General features: G+C 61.3%; 13 protein-coding genes. All 13 read right to left on the bottom strand.

What is annotated here, in order from left to right; translation table 11 throughout:
• Positions 1 to 50: 50 nt before the first annotated feature.
• Positions 51 to 1526: a sigma-54-dependent transcriptional regulator gene (locus B3P22_RS10505; RefSeq protein ID WP_296270944.1), complete on the bottom strand. Its 1476-nt coding sequence runs from the start codon at positions 1524 to 1526 to the stop codon at positions 51 to 53.
• A gap of 259 nt (positions 1527 to 1785) precedes the next feature.
• Complete coding sequence (fliT, locus tag B3P22_RS10500) at positions 1786 to 2079, bottom strand: flagellar protein FliT (RefSeq protein ID WP_296270943.1); 294 nt, start codon at positions 2077 to 2079, stop codon at positions 1786 to 1788.
• A 25-nt stretch (positions 2080 to 2104) separates the two neighbouring features.
• On the bottom strand, positions 2105 to 2482 hold the full coding sequence (gene fliS / locus B3P22_RS10495) for a flagellar export chaperone FliS (protein ID WP_296270942.1): 378 nt from the start codon (positions 2480 to 2482) through the stop codon (positions 2105 to 2107).
• An 80-nt stretch (positions 2483 to 2562) separates the two neighbouring features.
• Positions 2563 to 2952, bottom strand: a complete 390-nt coding sequence (gene fliS, locus B3P22_RS10490; protein WP_296270941.1) for a flagellar export chaperone FliS — start codon at positions 2950 to 2952, stop codon at positions 2563 to 2565.
• Positions 2953 to 2974: 22 nt separating this feature from the next.
• The gene (gene fliD, locus B3P22_RS10485) at positions 2975 to 4363 is read right to left on the bottom strand and encodes a flagellar filament capping protein FliD (RefSeq protein WP_296270940.1); all 1389 of its coding nucleotides are present in this window, start codon (positions 4361 to 4363) and stop codon (positions 2975 to 2977) included.
• 81 nt (positions 4364 to 4444) lie between these two features.
• Positions 4445 to 4822 (bottom strand): flagellar protein FlaG, encoded by a 378-nt coding sequence (locus B3P22_RS10480; RefSeq protein WP_296270939.1) that lies wholly within the window; start codon positions 4820 to 4822, stop codon positions 4445 to 4447.
• 78 nt (positions 4823 to 4900) lie between these two features.
• Positions 4901 to 5755 (bottom strand): flagellin domain-containing protein, encoded by an 855-nt coding sequence (locus B3P22_RS10475; protein ID WP_296270938.1) that lies wholly within the window; start codon positions 5753 to 5755, stop codon positions 4901 to 4903.
• A 421-nt stretch (positions 5756 to 6176) separates the two neighbouring features.
• A complete protein-coding gene (locus B3P22_RS10470; protein ID WP_296270937.1) occupies positions 6177 to 9689 on the bottom strand; it encodes a glycosyltransferase in 3513 nt (1170 codons plus the stop codon).
• Positions 9690 to 9772: 83 nt separating this feature from the next.
• Complete coding sequence (flgL, locus tag B3P22_RS10465) at positions 9773 to 10993, bottom strand: flagellar hook-associated protein FlgL (RefSeq protein ID WP_296270936.1); 1221 nt, start codon at positions 10991 to 10993, stop codon at positions 9773 to 9775.
• Between the two features lie 121 nt (positions 10994 to 11114).
• Complete coding sequence (gene flgK, locus B3P22_RS10460) at positions 11115 to 13136, bottom strand: flagellar hook-associated protein FlgK (RefSeq protein WP_296270935.1); 2022 nt, start codon at positions 13134 to 13136, stop codon at positions 11115 to 11117.
• A 9-nt stretch (positions 13137 to 13145) separates the two neighbouring features.
• Positions 13146 to 14330, bottom strand: coding sequence for a flagellar assembly peptidoglycan hydrolase FlgJ (flgJ, locus tag B3P22_RS10455; RefSeq protein WP_296270934.1), 1185 nt, complete (start codon positions 14328 to 14330; stop codon positions 13146 to 13148).
• A gap of 13 nt (positions 14331 to 14343) precedes the next feature.
• Positions 14344 to 15423: a flagellar basal body P-ring protein FlgI gene (locus tag B3P22_RS10450; protein ID WP_296270961.1), complete on the bottom strand. Its 1080-nt coding sequence runs from the start codon at positions 15421 to 15423 to the stop codon at positions 14344 to 14346.
• Between the two features lie 254 nt (positions 15424 to 15677).
• Entirely contained in the window at positions 15678 to 16376 is a 699-nt protein-coding gene (gene flgH, locus B3P22_RS10445) for a flagellar basal body L-ring protein FlgH (RefSeq protein WP_419096428.1), read from the bottom strand.
• Positions 16377 to 16416 lie beyond the last annotated feature (40 nt).

Genomic DNA, 16416 nt, shown 5'->3' with positions numbered 1-16416 from the left:
GCTTTACAGCGTCATGCCATGAGCCAGTGCGCGCCCCTACACCAGACAAGTCAATCCTCGTCCTGGCCGTCCTCTTCGCGACGACTCATGCCGTACTTGCGCATCTTCTCCACCAGCGTGGTGCGACGAATGCGCAAGCGCTCGGCAGCACGCGCCACCACTCCACCGGCATCGTCCAACGCCTGCTGGATCAGGCCCTGTTCCAAGTTGCCCAGGTAGTCCTTCAGGTCCAGGCCTTCCGGCGGCAGCATGGCCGGCGTATCGAGGCCCGGCAGACCGGCCATGATCGCCGCGCGCTCTTCCATCTCATCGCGCAGACTGGCCGCGAGTTGCTCGTCTTCGTCATCGACATGACGGAATTTCTTCGGCAGCTCACCCACGCCGATCACGCCGTAGGGATGCATGATAGCCATGCGCTCCACCAGGTTCGCCAGCTCGCGCACGTTGCCCGCCCAGTCATGGCGACAAAGCGACATGATGGCCGCCGAGTTGAAGCGAATGGAGCCACGCTTCTCGTGCTCCATGCGCGAGATCAGTTCGTTCATCAGCAGCGGGATGTCTTCGATACGCTCGCGCAGCGGCGCCATCTCGATGGGGAAGACGTTGAGGCGGTAGTACAGATCCTCGCGGAAGCTGCCGTCCTCGATCATCTTCTCCAGGTTCTTGTGCGTAGCCGCGATGATGCGCACATCAGCGCTCTGGGTCTTGTTGCTGCCGACGCGCTCGAAGGTGCGCTCCTGCAGCACGCGCAGCAGCTTCACCTGCATCGGCAGGGGCATGTCACCGATCTCGTCGAGAAACAATGTGCCGCCATTGGCCAGCTCGAAGCGCCCTGCCCGGCTGGTGATAGCACCGGTGAAGGCGCCCTTCTCGTGGCCGAACAGCTCGCTCTCCAGCAACTCGGCGGGAATGGCGCCGCAATTGACCGGCACGAACGGCGCCTCACGGCGCTTGGAGTGGTAATGCAGATTGCGCGCGACCACTTCCTTGCCGGTCCCGGACTCGCCGAGAATCAGCACACTGGCTTCGGTATCAGCTACCTGCTGCATCATCTGCCGTACTTGCCCAATGGCACGACTGGTGCCAACCAGACTACGGAACAGATTGGGCTCGCGCTGCCGACCGCGATCACGCGCCTGGTCGTACATCTCACGATAGACCTGAGCGCGGTGCAGCGAATCGAGCAGCTTGTTGTAACTCAGCGGCGTCTCCAGACTGGCCAGCACGCGCCTGCGTAGATCTTCCGGCCAGTCGGCAACGCTGGAGTCGCCCACCGTCAACAGCGGCAGAAACTCATCCCAGCCAGCGATCTGCTTGGTCAGCTCCAATGCGCCGCCCTTGGCCTCGACATCGCCCAGTACGACGCTGAGCACCGCCCTGCTGGAATCAAGCTCGGCCACCACACTGCGCCAGTCCTGACTGGTACAGGCCAGGTGCTCTTCCCCGAGAAAACTCAGAATGATCGCCAATTCGTGGCGACGCGCAGCATTGTCATCGATCAGCAGGATTTTGGTTTCACGCCACATCTTGTGTATGTCTGACTCGAGGAATGAGGGAAATGCGCGCCAGATCTTCGGCACACACCGGCAACTGGCCACTAGTAAAGTCAAAAAATTGAAGCCAGTCAATTTTATGACGTAACTTTTTCGCCTGCCAATAGCGACAGCTAAGCACCTGCTGGAATAAGAGGGTAACGAGAGCGGATAAAAGGAAGGAAAACCCAAAACGGGGACGTGACAAAAACCGAGCCGAACCTGCGGGTTAAACTCGGTAAATGCAGAGTAATCAGCCGAAAAGCTGATAAACCTTGGCACCCTGACGGGATTGGTTGAGCTGTACCAGCTCGCTGGCAAGGCGTTGTTGCTCAGCCTGACAAACGGTCACAAGCTCTCGATACAGAGACAGCAAATTTTCCAGGCCACTGCGCAGTTCTTCCTCGTCACGACTGTCGGACATCGCCGCCTCGACTGCCATTCGACACTGCAGATCGAGCTCGCCAATCGCGGCCCAGTCCTGATTGACCAATGCATCACGCATGGCCGAACCGGTCGCTTGTAAATGCTGGACGGATGAACTCATTCCCATCTCCTCCGGTGTAACGCTGTTATTGGGCAATCGCATCCCACGCAGACTTGATCTCACGCAGCAACCCCGCAACTTCTTCAAGCAAGGCCGGCTCGTTATCACGGTGGGCCTGCAGCAAGCGCGCACTCATGTAATCGTAAAGACGCTCCAGATTCGCCGCCAACTCACCGCCCTGCTCATGGTCCAGCGCGTCGCGCAGGCCACCGACGATGGCGATGCTTTTGGTGATCAGCGCCCCCTTCAATTCCGTCTGCCCCCGCTCCATCGCGCCACGGGCCTGGGCGATGCGCGCCAGGCCGCCGTCGATGAGCATCTGAATCAAACCATGGGGGCTGGCGCCAAGGACCTGGGCATTGATGTTGACGGCCTGGTATTGCTTAAGGGCCAGTGCATTCATCGTTACTCTCGCTCTACTGTTTGGCTGATACCTCAGGTATCGGCCCTGACCAGCAAAGCTTTAGCTAGCTATTGCAAAATTCACTCGCCCAGCGGCTCCACCTCTTCGCCAATGGCATCCCAGGCCTCCTTGATCTGACGCAAAAGCGCCTGCACTTCATCCAGGCTACGCGGGGTATCGTCCAAGGCAACCGCACTCAAGCGCCGGGTCATGTATCCGTACAGTTCGTCCAGATTCTCGGCGATTTCACCACCCAACTCCTTGTCCAAGGCAGCCTGCAGCGCACCCAGGATGGTAATGGTGCGCCCCACGGCCACACCACGCACCGCGACATCGCCGTCCTGCTGCGCCTGACGAGCAAGCATCAAACGCTGCAATGCGCCATCAAGCAGGAGCTGCACCGCACGATACGGCGAGACTTCCTGGCTCACATTGATCTGCCTGTAGGTGTCAATCGACCGCTTGCTCATTACCCCACCCATCGTCTAACGATTAATTCTTGCCTAGCGACTTGTTCAGAGCATCCAGACTCGACAGCAGACTGTTGCCAGTACTGTTGAGCTGATAGACCAGATTATCCATGGCATTGAATTTGGATAAGAGCGAGGCTTCCAGCACAGCCATGCGCATGTCGTGGTCTTCACGCTGCTTGCTGATGTTACCAAGAGTCATGTTCAGCGCCTTGGTCTGCGTCTGGATGATGCCGTCGTATTTGGTGTACGCGTTCACCTGGTTTTCCAGGCGCGAGAACAGCCCTTCCTTACCCGTGAAGAAATTCACCAGAGCATCCGCATTCTGCTCCAAGGCATCGGACATGCGATCCTGGTCGATTTCCAGCGTCCCAGTCCGCGTCGTACTGATGCCCAGATCGTACAGCGACTGCACGCCAGCACCTTCGACAACCTTGTTGAGCTCACCACGCAGCATGTTGTTCAAGCCCCGCACAAGGGAGTCGCCGGTCAGTGCCGCGGCGTTGGTCTCGGTCGCCCCCTCCGTGGTGGTAACCTTGGTGAGATTATTGGTGACCGTGACCAGCTTGTTGTAGGCATCAACAAACTTTTGCAGCGACTCGGTCAGCCCCTCCTTATCGCCACTCACACCGATTGTTGCCGCGCCCTCGCCCTCCGGAGTCACCTGAAGCAGCTCGAACGTCAGGCCGCTGACTGCCCCTTCTACCGTATTCGACGTGCTGCTGAGCTGAACACCATCGAGCTCGAACTCGGCATTGGCAGCCCTTGTCAGATAGCTGCCCTGGGTATCATTGACATTCAGGGCCGCCAGGCCGCCGCCCACGCCCTCGACGCGGATATCATTGCCCTCTCCCGTGGTCGTGCTGCTCAGCACCAGACGCGAACCCTCCTGCGGATTGCCGGGGTTACTCATGATATTGGCGGTGATGCCATGATCCTTGAGCTGGGTATTGATCGCCTGGCGCACATCTTCCAGGGTCGCGCCCTCGGCGATCTCGACGGCCACCGACTGCTTGTCGCCGATGCTGACATTCAGCGTTCCCGCCGAAAACGTCTGGCCACTGGCAATCACCCCGCTGCTGGCTCTTGAGGCACTCGCCAATTGCGTGACCTTCAACTGGTAGGTACCGGCCACCGCATCATTGCCGGCCGTGACCTTCGCCAGAGCCTCATTGCTGCTACTGGCCTTGAGACCGGTAAACGCCGAGGCGGTGTTGATTTCCTTCAGGCTGGCGGTAAAGGCTTCCAGCGCATTGGTGAGCTGACCATAAGCGGAAATGGTACTGTCGGTACTGGCCTTGAGCCGGTCCAACTGCGCGGTTTTCGGAGCGGCCTGGGCATCGACCATGGCGCTGACGAGCTCGTTGATTTTCAGGCCAGAACCGATACCCGTGCTGGTGATAGTCGCCATTTCATCATCCTCCGACAGTATTCCGGCACAAACCGGCCGCTATAGGCTATAAGACAAAAATCGTGCCAAGTCATTCATGCTTTAGGCTTTGGCGCTGAACAGCAGGCTGCGCGCCTCTTCCAACTGCCCACGCAGGCGCAGAATATCTTCCGAGGGGATTTGCCGCACCAGCTCGCCATTGCTGTCGACAACCTTGACGATGACTGCGCCGCTTTCTTCGTCCAGGGTAAAATTCAGGTCACGATGGATCGACTGGGCCGCTTCACGAATGGAGGTGATGGCAGCGCTCAAGTCCTGCGCAGCGGGCACTTCGGGCGACTGATCCTGCACCACAGCGGAAGTGGCCAACGCCTCGCCAGCAAAGCCGCCCGGCGCCGCGGACGCAGCACTGCCGCCCTTGACTCTGCCATCCTGTATGGCGATGGCGGTATTTCTGACTGCGTGAATTCCGATCTCCATAGATGCCTCCCAAAAGGCAAAAGCAGGGGCAGGCACATTCGCCTACCCCTGCCGGCTATTGATCACCGCTACTTTAGCTTATTGCAGCAGGCTCAGCACTGCCGACGGCAGTTGGTTGGCCTGAGCCAGAATCGCGGTACCCGCTTGCTGCAGCACCTGGTTCTTGGTCAGTGCTGCGGTTTCCGCGGCGAAATCGGTGTCCATAATGCGGCCACGCGAAGCCTCGGAGTTCTCGGCGATATTCTGCAGGTTGTTGATGGTATTCTGGAAGCGGTTCTGCACCGCACCCAGGCCAGCGCGGGTGCTGTCGATGGCATCGAGGGCCGCGTCGATGGCGCTAAGAGCAGACTCGGTGCTAGCCTGATCGGTCACGCCAGTCAGGTCTACCGCTGCGCTGTCCACACCCAGATCGGAAGCACTGAACCCCGCAGTGGTGCCTGTAATGCTGAAAGTGATCACATCATCAGCAGTGGCCTGAGCACCGACCTGGAAGCTGACACCAGTGAAGGAGCCATCGAGCAGCTTGGTACCGGTGCCGAAGCTGGTGGTACTGGCAATACGGTCCAGCTCGGATTGCAGGGCAGCGACTTCCTCGTTCAACGCAGTACGGTCATCGGCGTTGTTGCTACCGTTGGCAGCCTGCAGGGTCAGGGAGCGCATACGCTGGAGGATGTTGGTCGATTCCTGCAGAGCGCCTTCGGCGGTCTGCGCCATGGAGATACCATCGTTGGCGTTGCGTACCGCGACGTTCAGGCCATTGATCTGGCGGGTCATACGGTTAGCGATCTGCAGACCGGCCGCGTCGTCCTTGGCACTGTTGATGCGCGAACCGGTGGACAGACGCTGCATGGAAGTACTGAGCTGGCTGGATGCGCTGTTCAGGTTACGCTGGGTGTTCAGGGAAGCGACGTTAGTGTTGACGGTAAGAGCCATGACGAGAACCTCGTGGTGTGGGCTTGTACGACTCCCGGCCTTGGCAACCGCCTGGGATGGCCTAGAGAGCTTTCATTAGGGTTATCGTACCGGCCTGCCAATTCTTTAGCGCTTCTTTGATATTTTTTTGCCCCTCGTGCCCGTTACGCCCGGCGCCCCAGAAATCGGCTCCTGAGACCGATGATGGTGCGCCTCATTCCCCGGTGCAAAACGCCAAATCATGACTATTTCCGCGTCTTGGTTCCCGCCTTTGTGGGGATGCCCCCGAATGCCCAATCATTATCATCCCAGCGCATGGCCTATCACCACCATTCCCGCGGCGAGCCAGCACTGATCGTGATGCTAAACTGAATGGCATTGGCCCTTACCGAAGAATGCAGATGATACCGCCACCACACTTCGCGCCCCATGATATACGGGCTCAGGGTAGCCAGACCTGACGCCAGCGCTGCAGGTTCTCACCTTCGAGCATCCAGTCGCGCAACACCTCCTCACGCAGCGCATCGCCCGCCTTGGCCGTGGCATCCAGATCAGCCAGGTGCATGCGGATCGCCTCCAGCCAGTCTTCGGTGCGGTTGCGTACCAGAGTCACCGGCAGGCCACTGTCACGGAACGGATCAATGTCGCTGCACACCACTGGATAACCGCAGGCACCGTATTCGAGCTGGCGCAGGTTGGTCTTGCAGCGGTTGAATAGATTGTCCTCCAGCGGGGCCAAGGCCAGGTCGAGATCAAGGGCCGCGAGCCGACTCGGATAATCGGCGATGCTGACCCCCGGATGGAATTCGTGCACATAGGATTGCAGCGAATCGGGGCACATGCCCATGAAGACCCATTCCACCTCGCCGGCCAGCGTACGCACCACCTCGGCGATCATTTCCAGATCACCGCTGTGGCTGCTCCCCCCAGCCCAGCCGACCCGCGGCTTGCCACCTGCCCGACGTCGACCACGCAGCTCTCCCCACCAAGCACGGGGCAGGTAGTTGGGCTGCACACGAATGTCGGGATGCAAGCCGGCGAAAACCTCCGCCAGCGGGCCGGTGGACACCACCAGGCGATCCAGCATGGACAGGGACACCTTGAAGAGATCCCTAATGTTCTGCGGCACATGTTTCTTGTGCAGGCTCTTTTCCGGAACCTCGAAAGCATAGTCGTCGCAGTCAGCTACGCGGAAGGCCCCCTTGAACAGGTGCCCCTCCTGGCGCTGCAACAGCCCCTGCACACCAATCTGCCGCTGGTAGACGATGACATCCGGGCAGAAGCGTTCCAGTTCCACGGCGGAGGGCAAGTGGTCGGCGATGATGGCACCGTCGACCAGCAGCGCCTCCTGCATGTGCTGGAAAGGCTGGCGGATGCGGTACTGCCCGCAGCCGCTGGCGTCGGAGGGGTGACAGAGCACGCGGGGCAGCGACGCCGGGCCGATGGCCTGCCACTCACGGGTCTTGCGGTAATCAGGCACGAAGCCGAAGGCCTGCAGGCTCAGGTTCTGGTTGTAGGCCGGGTCACGGGCGATCTGTGGCAGCCAGCGCTCGAACAGCAGCGGCTTGCCCTGTTCGAGGGCGACAGGCTGGTCCGCCAGGCTCCAGCGGGGCAAACGGACATGCGGCGTCCACACATTGAGATAACCTCCCTGTCCTAACCTGAGCCCTAGATCCACGGCCCGGTATTGCTCGTCCATCGGCTCGGTAGCGAAACCCTCGATATCCAGAAAGAGCTGCCGCGGCAGCATCAGGCACGCCGAGTCTAGCGCGCTGTAGTTCTGCACCACTTGCAAACGCCAGAGGTAGCCGGGGGCGTCGGATGCCTCGCCAATGAAGGCGCCACCTGCCGCACCGCGCAACCCCAGCACGATGCCGGCATGACGCACCTCGCCGCTGGGGTAGTCCAGACGCGGCGCCACCGCGCCGACCTCCGGACGCTGGGCATGTTCCAGCAGGCCCTCCAGCCAGTCCGGCTGGGTAATGCGCACGCCGCCATCAAGGAACAACAGGTATTCACCCTTTGCCAAGGTGGCCAGGCGGTTGCGCAACGCCGCCACCTCCTCCCCTGGCACCGCCTCGATGACCCGCATGCGCGCCTCGCCCAAGCCATCCATTGCTTCCAGCCAGGCGTTCAGTGCGCTATCCGCATCTTCTTGCGCAGCGATCAGGATTTCATAGAAAGGATACCGACTGTGCGCCAGGATCGACTCGATGCAAGCCTTCACGTCCTCTACCTGGCCACGAGCAGCCAGCAGTATGGAAACCAACGGCTGGGCGTCATGCCCATAGCGCACGCGATAGTGGCCTGGGCGGGTAGGTTCGACCGAGGCAGCAGAGTAACCCCTGGCATGCAGGTGACGAAGGATCGCCGCCTGCTCCTGCCGCGCGTCGGCCAGGCACGGCTGGCCCGTGATCAGCAGCACTTCGTCCACATGGCCGATGTCGGCCATGCCCCCCGCCTCGACGAGGCGCAGAATCAGGTCCAGCTCCGCGGCCTCGCCGAATCGTGGGTCGAAGCCATCCAGGGCCAGCAGCCGGTCACGGCGCAGCAGCCAGTGCCGCGACATGACCTGCGGCAGACTGAGCAGATAGTCAAGGTTGAAGCCTGGACGAAAGGCGCTCTCCAGCTTCCCCTGAGCATCGCGATACAGCGCATCGCCATACACCGCAGCGCAGTCTGGCGCTGCCAAAAGCTCCAAGGCCAGCGTCTGCAGCCCCGCTGCCACGAATTCATCGCCAGCCCGCACCAGCATCAGCCAGTCGCAGGGGAAGCTGCCGAGCAGCTCATTGAGCGCATCCACCCAGCCTGCCGGCCGAATGTGGACGAAGCGAAGTTCGTCGCTGGAATAGTCTGCTGGCACCTGTCGGGCGCTGAGTACCGCCAGGCGGGTATTGCCATAGAGGTTGCGATCAGCATCCAGGCTCTTCAGCGTTTCGGCCACAGCCGTCAGGTCGCCGGCCAGATCGAGGACAACGATACCGAAACAGGGCCCGCCGCCGTGCTCTGCAAACGTGCGTTCGATCAACCGAACCTGACTGCTGACCGGCTTGCGGCGCTCCAACCAGTGGCGCAGGCGCTCGCTCTCATCCAGATTGTCCAGCAGGTCGCGACTATGCAATTCGACCCGTTCACCAAAGGATTCCTGCGCCTCCAGCAGACCGCTCAAACGCATGATGCGCTCCAACGAGGCGCGCAACGCCTGAAAGTCTGGCCGGCACATCACGATGAAGTCGTGGTGTTTGCGGACAAAAAGCTCCTTGGCCTTGTTGTAAAGCTCAGAATGATTGGCCTGAGAGCTAATCGTGCTTTGCTCGATCGACCACTCGTCCTCACCGAAATAACGCCATGACTCGCCGATATCGGCAAAGAAATAATAAGCAGGATGCAGGCCGGCGAGAATCACACGTAAGGTATGATCGACGTGCTCCATTGCGTTGAAATATTCCTCATCCATCAACCCTACAGTTGCCAGGCAATGGTGGGAGTAATAGGAAAACGCCCCTACGCAATAGGGGTAGAACGCGACGTCGACGCCGTCATAGCGCGCCAAGGCGGCGGGATTGGGCAGGCGCCCAGGACCGGTCTTGTTGTGCACACCATGCTGGCTGTAGTTGAAATGCTGGATTCCAGACACCCTGGCCGCCTCGATATAACGGTCGAACACGGTGTCGTCGGTCAGATAGATGTCGTCCTCAATCAGGAAAATGTGCTCAATGCCACGCTCCTGCATGCGACGCAGGGCATCGTTCTTCGAGCGCCCCACACCCAGGTTGTTTTCGTGCTGGATAAATTCGTCGACCTGCAGCCCGGCGAACTCGGGGAAGGCCTGGCCATCGTTGACGATGATGAAGTAATCGAGTTGCTCGCGCGGGATGCTGGCGTACAGGCGCAGCAGGCTTTCCGGGCGGTTGTAGGTAATGATCGCGCAGCCGATGCGCTGGCCATGACTCATGGACACTCCTCGATTCAAACAGGTGAAGGGCAATCACGCCACACAGACCTGCACGCTCAAGCAGGCATGGATGTGAGCCAGCGTTACAGGAGATTGAACAACGACAGGTTGGCGATGCGTACATAACTTTGCTGCGCGGCCTCTAGGACCGTTGACTGCAGCGACAGGCGCGACAACGCCTCAGGGTAATCCAGCTCACGTAGCTCGGCCTGAGTCGCCTGATTGACCAGTGCGACGTTCTCGTTGTCGGCCAGGGTCGAACTCACGACATTCATGCGTGCGCCTATCTGCCCGCGGCCCTGATCCACGGCATCCATGCTGGCATCCAGATTGGCGATCGACAGGGAAACGGCATCACGAATCTCACGACCATCGGTGGAGCTCTCCAGAACCTGGCGCAAGTCGGCAATGACATTCAACGGGTTGACCCGCACCTGAGGATCATCCGTCATGTTCGCGGCAGGGTCCGGCCCGGTCACCGTGTAGCTGGAACCGGGAGCCGGCGTGCCATTGACGTAAAAACTGACGCCCTGGTAAGTCAACGCCGTGTCCTTGCCCTCGCTCAGCCGCCCGCTAATCGCCGGACTGCCATCACTCGGCGTGAGGGTGTAATTGAGCGGATCGCCGGCATCGAAGCTGATACTGAAACCACCATCTGGAAAGCTGCCGTAGGAAACCTCGTCCTGCACCAGCAACCCACTGATAGTGCCGTCGGCAATGTCCACGGTCAGGCGCGCAGCGTTCAGGCCGCTGCCGAATATCGCCCGGCCACTGTCGCTGATAGGCAGCTCCAGCGAGCTGGCTATCTGCACCTGACGCTGACCGTCATCACCGGTGTAGGCGTAGGAACCATCGGGCTGCCGTACAAACGGCTGGGTCTTGCCCTGAAAACCGGCAAACAGGTATTCGCCGCGGGCATTACGGGTGTTCATCAGGCTCAGCAACTCATCCTCACGCTCGGCCAGCTCGGCGGCGATGGATTGGCGATCCTCCTGATTAAGCGAGCCATTACCGGCGCGAATGGTCAGCTCACGCACCCGCTGCAGCACATTCTCCACGGCAACCAGTGTGCTCTCTTCCTGAGTCAGGCTGTTTTGCGCGGCATTGAGATTGGCGTTGTACTGCTTCAGCACGGCCTGCTGCTGCTCGAGCTGCAGCAGGCGCACCGAGGCCACCGGGTCGTCCGCCGGGGTGAGGATGCGGTTGCCGGTACTGATCTGTTCCTGGGTGCGGATGAGGTTGGCGTAGTTACGCTGCAAACCGTTTACACCGTTATTGAACGCCTGGACGGTGGAAATACGCATAAGCTGCCTCGCTCGGCCGGCGGAGCGTCAATGACCGCCAGTGAAAATCTATCGGGGACGCAGAGCACTCACCTGCGCCGGATTAGGCTGCGCCAAGCCAGCCTGGATGAAGCCTCGGCCCTTACCTGAAGGCACCAAGCAGGGTATCGAACAGATCGCGTGCAACTTGAATGGTCTGTGCCGATGCCTGGTAATACTGTTGGAATTTGATCAGGTTGGCCGCCTCTTCGTCGAGGTTGACGGCCGACAGTGAGTCGCGGTTGTCGTTGGCCTGTTTGAGGATGGCGGTGGTCGCCTCGCTGTCCTGGCGCGCCTGGGCCGTCAGGGTGCCGACGCGTTCGATCAGGTCGCCATAACCGTCAGAGAAGGTCACACCGGTGGTGCCCGGCGAGCCGGGGTCGATGCCGACCGTGGCCTTCGACTGCAGGTCTGCCAGCTTCAAGGCATTGCGGTTGTCGGATACGCCCTTGTCATTGAACGCCACGCTGAAGGTATCGCCCTCCTCCGGCCGCCCCGTCAGGCTGAAATGCACACGGCTGCCATCGGCCAGGGCCAACTCGTAGCGATTTTCCTGGCCGGGCACGAAGGTAGCAGGCGTGGCGGGCGAGCCATCGCTGGGATTGATGCGGGTCAGCGTCGCACCGGCTGGCACGCTAAAATTCCCTGCCGCGGCATCGAAGGTCAGGCTCAGCGGCAAGGCTCCGGGCAAACCGCCCAGATTCAGCTCGGAGACCAGTTCTGGCTGGCTGATACTGCCGCTGCCGCGGTTCTGCGAGTTGCTCTCGGCGCGCACCGGTGCGGCAAAGGCCAGCTCGTCGGCCTGCTTGAGCACCGCCTGGATATCGGTAGCACCGCGCCGGGTTGGCTGCAGCAGAAAGCTGTCGCCCTCCGCTGGCGCCGGGCTGCCCAGCTCGACCTGGAAGCCCTGATCGCGCCCCTTGCTATCGGTGAAGCTGAGGGTGCCCGGCGGGTTCTCGTTGATCGTGAGAATCTCGTTGTCGCTCAGGCGCCGAGCCTTGTAGCTGGTGCCATCGAACTCCAGGCGGTAGTCGCTGGTGGTCAGCACCGTGGTGTCGGTGATGTTGAGCAGCGGCTGAGCGCTGACGCTCATGTCGTTGTCCGAATTGGCCTGCACGCGCAATGCCGCCAAGGCGGGTTCGTTGTAGTCGCCAAACAGTGCAGCACCGACCTGCCCCTTGAGATCCAACCCCTGAGCGAGCTGCGTATTGACCTGATCGGTAATCGCCAGGGCCAGACGCCCCAGAGCATTGAAGGTGGTATCCAGTGCCTCTTCACGGTAGCGGATCAGCCCGCCCAGCTCACCACCGGCTACTTGCGAGGTGATGGTCTGGCGCGAACCGCCACTGATGAACTGCACCTCGAAACGGTTAGGGTCATCCTGCCCTGGCACCACCTGCAAGGTGCTCGCTGACGCACCCACCACCAGCGGCTGGCCGCTGCCAATGAAGACGTTCTGCGAGCCATCGCTCTGCGCCACCACGGTGACGCCGATGTAGCTGGAAAGCTGGCGAATGGCTTCGTCACGGGCATCGAGCAGGTCGTTTGGCGCCGCGCCATTGGCCGAAGCCACCGCAATCGCCTCATTGAGGCTGGCAACCGAGCCGGCCAGACGATTGACCTGATCAGCCACCGCCACCATTTGCTTGTTGGCGAAGTCGTTCTGCTCGTTGAGGCGGTCGTAGACCGTGTTGAAGCGCCGTGCCAACCCCTCTGCCTCGGACAGCACCAGTTGCCGCGCAGGAATGTTCGAGGGGTCTTCGGCTGCGGTCTGCAGCGCCGAGAAGAACTGCTGCAGCGACGGTGTGACGCCGGTGGTGGTGCCGGCCAGCAGGGCATCGAGCTGGTCGATCTGGCTCTTGTAGGCGGCAACGTCATTGGCCAGCGAGGTGCTGCTGCGCAACTGGGTAGTCAGAAACTCGCTGTAGGTGCGGCGCACGTCGGTCAGCGTGGTGCCCGAACCGATGAAGCCGGCACCACTGAACTGCGGCGTGCGAGTCGACTGCACGGCGTCCTGGCGGCTGAAACCCGGTGTATTGACGTTGGTAATGTTGTGTCCGGTGACGCTGAGTTGCGTCTTGCTGGCCGTCAGCCCCGACAAACCGATGTTCAGTAGGTCAGCCATGATTCAATCTCAAGTCCTTGTGGTGGCGCTATCGGCAGCGGCGATGGCCTGATAGGTCTGCATCTTGCGGGCGATCTGCGAGATCTTGCGCGCATACTGCGGGTCGGTGGCATAACCGGCCTGCTGCAGCTCCTTGACGAAGCGCTCGGGGTTCTCGGTGCTGTTCAGCGCCTTTTCATAGCGACCGTTGTTCTGCAGGAAGCTTACGTAGTCATCGAAGCTCTGCGCGTAGGAGTCGTAGGCGCGGAAGTTGGCCGCTTCCTTGACGGCCTTGCCGCCCTTGTATTCGGTCGTCAGCACCCGGGCCGACTCGCCATCCCAACTGTTGTGAGATTTGATACCGAACAGGTTATGGCTGCTCTGACCATCACCAGTACGGATAATCGATTTGCCCCAACCAGTCTCCAGTGCAGCCTGAGCCACCAGATAACGCGGGTCGACGCCAATTTTCTCGGCAGCGGCTTCCGCCATCGGCAACATGGTTGCGACGAACTCCTGCGGCGAGCTGAACGCAGCCTTGCCCGGTGCCAGTGGCGGCTGAGCGATACGACGGCCCGTCAGGGCATCGGCGTTCGCCAGGCTCAATGCCTTGCCGTTAGGTGCAGCACTGGCCTGGGCCGGAATCCAGTCATTGCCTGCCAGCGCCTTGCCCTCACCTTCCCCGGCCGACGGCACGATGCCGGCCAGCAGCCGATCGGCCAACTTGCCCGGTACGGCCAGGCGGCGACGATTGAGCAGCGCGACGTCATCGCGGAAACCTTCGCTGCTGGCAACCTTGTCGGCCTTGGCTTCAGCGGACGCAGCAGCGGGCTGCTCGATCTGCGCGAAGGGATTGGGGCGACTCGACGGCTGCTTGATCTTCGACATCTGCCGCACCAGCACGTCGGCCAGACCGATGCCGCGCCCTTCCTTGGAAAGGGTCACGGCCAGTTGCTGGTCATGCATGTCCTGGTAGGTCTTGCTCTCGTTGCTGTTCATGAAGTTGCCCTCGCCGAACGCGGCGTTGGCCGAACGCATGGCCTTGAGCATTTCGTTCATGAACAGCGATTCGAACTCCTGAGCGACCTTGCGGATGTTCTGCTCGGTGTCGCCGCCCACCTTGAACTGGTTGAGGCGATTGAGATCAGTGAAGGCACCGCTGTCGATCGGGCTTTTGCCGTTACCGAGCAGACCTGCAGAGAGTCGGGAGTCCATACGCTGTGCCTCTTTAAATCACGATCAGGTCAGCCTGCAGAGCGCCGGCCTGCTTGAGCGCCTCCAGGATGGCCATCAGGTCGGAAGGCGCCGCGCCCACCTGGTTAACCGCACGCACGATCTCGTCGAGACTGGTGCCGGGGCCGAACTTGAACATCGGCTTGGCCTCTTCCTCGGCGCCCACGCGCGAGCGCGGCACTACTGCCGTCTGCCCACCGGACAGCGCTTCGGGCTGGCTGACGATGGGGTCCTCGGTGATGGTCACGGTCAGGCTGCCGTGGGTGACGGCGGCAGGCTGCACCTTGACGTCCTGGCCGATGACGATGGTGCCGGTACGCGAGTTGATGATGACCTTGGCCACCGCCTTGCCGGCCTCGACCTGCAGGTTCTCCAGGATCGATAGATAGTCGACGCGCTGATTGGGATCGAGCGGCGCGCTGACGCGGATCGAACCGCCATCGATGGCCTGGGCGACCCCCGGGCCGAGTAGGTCGTTGATCTGGTCGACGATGTTCTTCGCCGTGGTGAAATCCGGACGATTGAGGTTCAGGGTCAGGTAGTTGCCCTGATCGAAACCGCTCGGCACCGGGCGCTCCACGGTGGCGCCGCCGGGGATACGACCGGCGGAGGGTACGTTGACGGTGATGCGCGAACCATCGGCGCCGCTGGCATCGAAACCACCGACCACCAGGTTGCCCTGGGCGATGGCGTAGACGTTGCCGTCGATGCCCTTGAGCGGCGTCATCAGCAGGCTGCCGCCACGCAGGCTCTTGGCGTTACCGATGGAGGAAATGGTGATGTCGATGGTCTGACCCGGCTTGGCGAAGGCCGGCAGATCGGCGTGCACCGACACGGCCGCGACGTTCTTCAGCTGCACATTGCCGCCCGGCGGCACCTTGATGCCGAACTGCGCCAGCATGTTGTTGAAGGTCTGCACGGTGAACGGGGTCTGGGTGGTCTGGTCGCCACTGCCGTTGAGGCCAACGACCAGGCCGTAGCCGATCAGCTGGTTACTGCGCACGCCCTGGATCGAGGCCAGATCCTTCAGGCGCTCGGCCTGGGTCGGCAGGCTCAGCAGCATGCACCCGAGCATGGTCGCCAGCAGCAACCAGTCGTTGGCACCGCGGTGACGGTAGCCGCGATGGGCGACGGCGAACTGGCGGCGGCACGCGCCGACCTGTGCTGACTCGACGCCATGAACACGCGCACTTCGCTTGGCAGTCGAGGCCACCGCAAAGGCCTTGCGCGCGGAGCCCGTCGCAGTGACTCGCGCATACCAGCCGGCAAGGCGGTTGAGCAGCGAGGATGGAGAATGAGTCAGCCAGGATTTCATCGATTACACCCCGATCAGAACGGCCACAGTGGGCTGACGAAGAAACGGCTCAACCAGCCAGGCTGGCTGGCATCGGCGAAGGCGCCGGTGCCGGAATAAGTGATGCGCGCATCGGCAACGCGGGTAGAGGCCACGGTGTTGTCGGTGGCGATATCGTCAGCGCGTACCAGACCGGAGATACGCACCAGCTCATCACCGGTATTGAGCGTCATCCATTTCTCGCCGCGCACGGCGAGGATGCCGTTGGGCAGCACTTCGGCGACGGTCACGGTGATCGACCCGGACAGGCTGTTGCTCTGCCCTGCCTGGCCGGAGCCACTGGCCTCTCGCTCGCCATTGAACTGGGCGCCAAGGTTCATGTTGCCGCCCGTCAACGGGTTGGTGGCCGAAGGAGTCGAACCAAACAAAGAGGTCACGCCCAGGTTGGCGCTACTGTCCTTCTGGATATTGCTGTTGGCATTCTTGCTGGCCTGAGTGCGCTCATTGAGCGTGATGGTGATGATGTCACCAATGCGGAAGGCCTTGCGGTCGTCATACAGGCCATTTTCGAAACCTGCCTGATAGATCGAGCCGTTGTTCTGCGCGGCCGGCAGCGGCGTGCGCGGCAATACCGGCGCGTAATAGGGATCATCCGGCTTGGCTGTCGGCGCCACGCAGCCGCTGCTGAGCAGCACGCCAGCCAACAGGGGGAAACAAAGCATTTGCCGGTTCATAACCACTACCTCGCGGCGTTCACAACGGAGTCAAAAAGGA

It is taken from the genome of Pseudomonas sp. UBA6323 (assembly GCF_002439135.1).
Lineage (GTDB): Bacteria > Pseudomonadota > Gammaproteobacteria > Pseudomonadales > Pseudomonadaceae > Aquipseudomonas.
Note: the sequence above shows the minus strand (reverse complement) of the source record. Positions and strands in the feature narration are given on the sequence as shown.

Bases quoted from the DNA above. Each gene is read 5' to 3' on its own strand.
- B3P22_RS10505 (WP_296270944.1), bottom strand. From the start codon at position 1,526: ATGTGGCGTGAAACCAAAATCCTGCTGATCGATGACAATGCTGCGCGT.
- fliT (WP_296270943.1), bottom strand. From the start codon at position 2,079: ATGAGTTCATCCGTCCAGCATTTACAAGCGACCGGTTCGGCCATGCGT.
- fliS (WP_296270942.1), bottom strand. From the start codon at position 2,482: ATGAATGCACTGGCCCTTAAGCAATACCAGGCCGTCAACATCAATGCC.
- fliS (WP_296270941.1), bottom strand. From the start codon at position 2,952: ATGAGCAAGCGGTCGATTGACACCTACAGGCAGATCAATGTGAGCCAG.
- fliD (WP_296270940.1), bottom strand. From the start codon at position 4,363: ATGGCGACTATCACCAGCACGGGTATCGGTTCTGGCCTGAAAATCAAC.
- B3P22_RS10480 (WP_296270939.1), bottom strand. From the start codon at position 4,822: ATGGAGATCGGAATTCACGCAGTCAGAAATACCGCCATCGCCATACAG.
- B3P22_RS10475 (WP_296270938.1), bottom strand. From the start codon at position 5,755: ATGGCTCTTACCGTCAACACTAACGTCGCTTCCCTGAACACCCAGCGT.
- B3P22_RS10470 (WP_296270937.1), bottom strand. From the start codon at position 9,689: ATGAGTCATGGCCAGCGCATCGGCTGCGCGATCATTACCTACAACCGC.
- flgL (WP_296270936.1), bottom strand. From the start codon at position 10,993: ATGCGTATTTCCACCGTCCAGGCGTTCAATAACGGTGTAAACGGTTTG.
- flgK (WP_296270935.1), bottom strand. From the start codon at position 13,136: ATGGCTGACCTACTGAACATCGGTTTGTCGGGGCTGACGGCCAGCAAG.
- flgJ (WP_296270934.1), bottom strand. From the start codon at position 14,330: ATGGACTCCCGACTCTCTGCAGGTCTGCTCGGTAACGGCAAAAGCCCG.
- B3P22_RS10450 (WP_296270961.1), bottom strand. From the start codon at position 15,423: ATGCTCGGGTGCATGCTGCTGAGCCTGCCGACCCAGGCCGAGCGCCTG.
- flgH (WP_419096428.1), bottom strand. From the start codon at position 16,376: ATGAACCGGCAAATGCTTTGTTTCCCCCTGTTGGCTGGCGTGCTGCTC.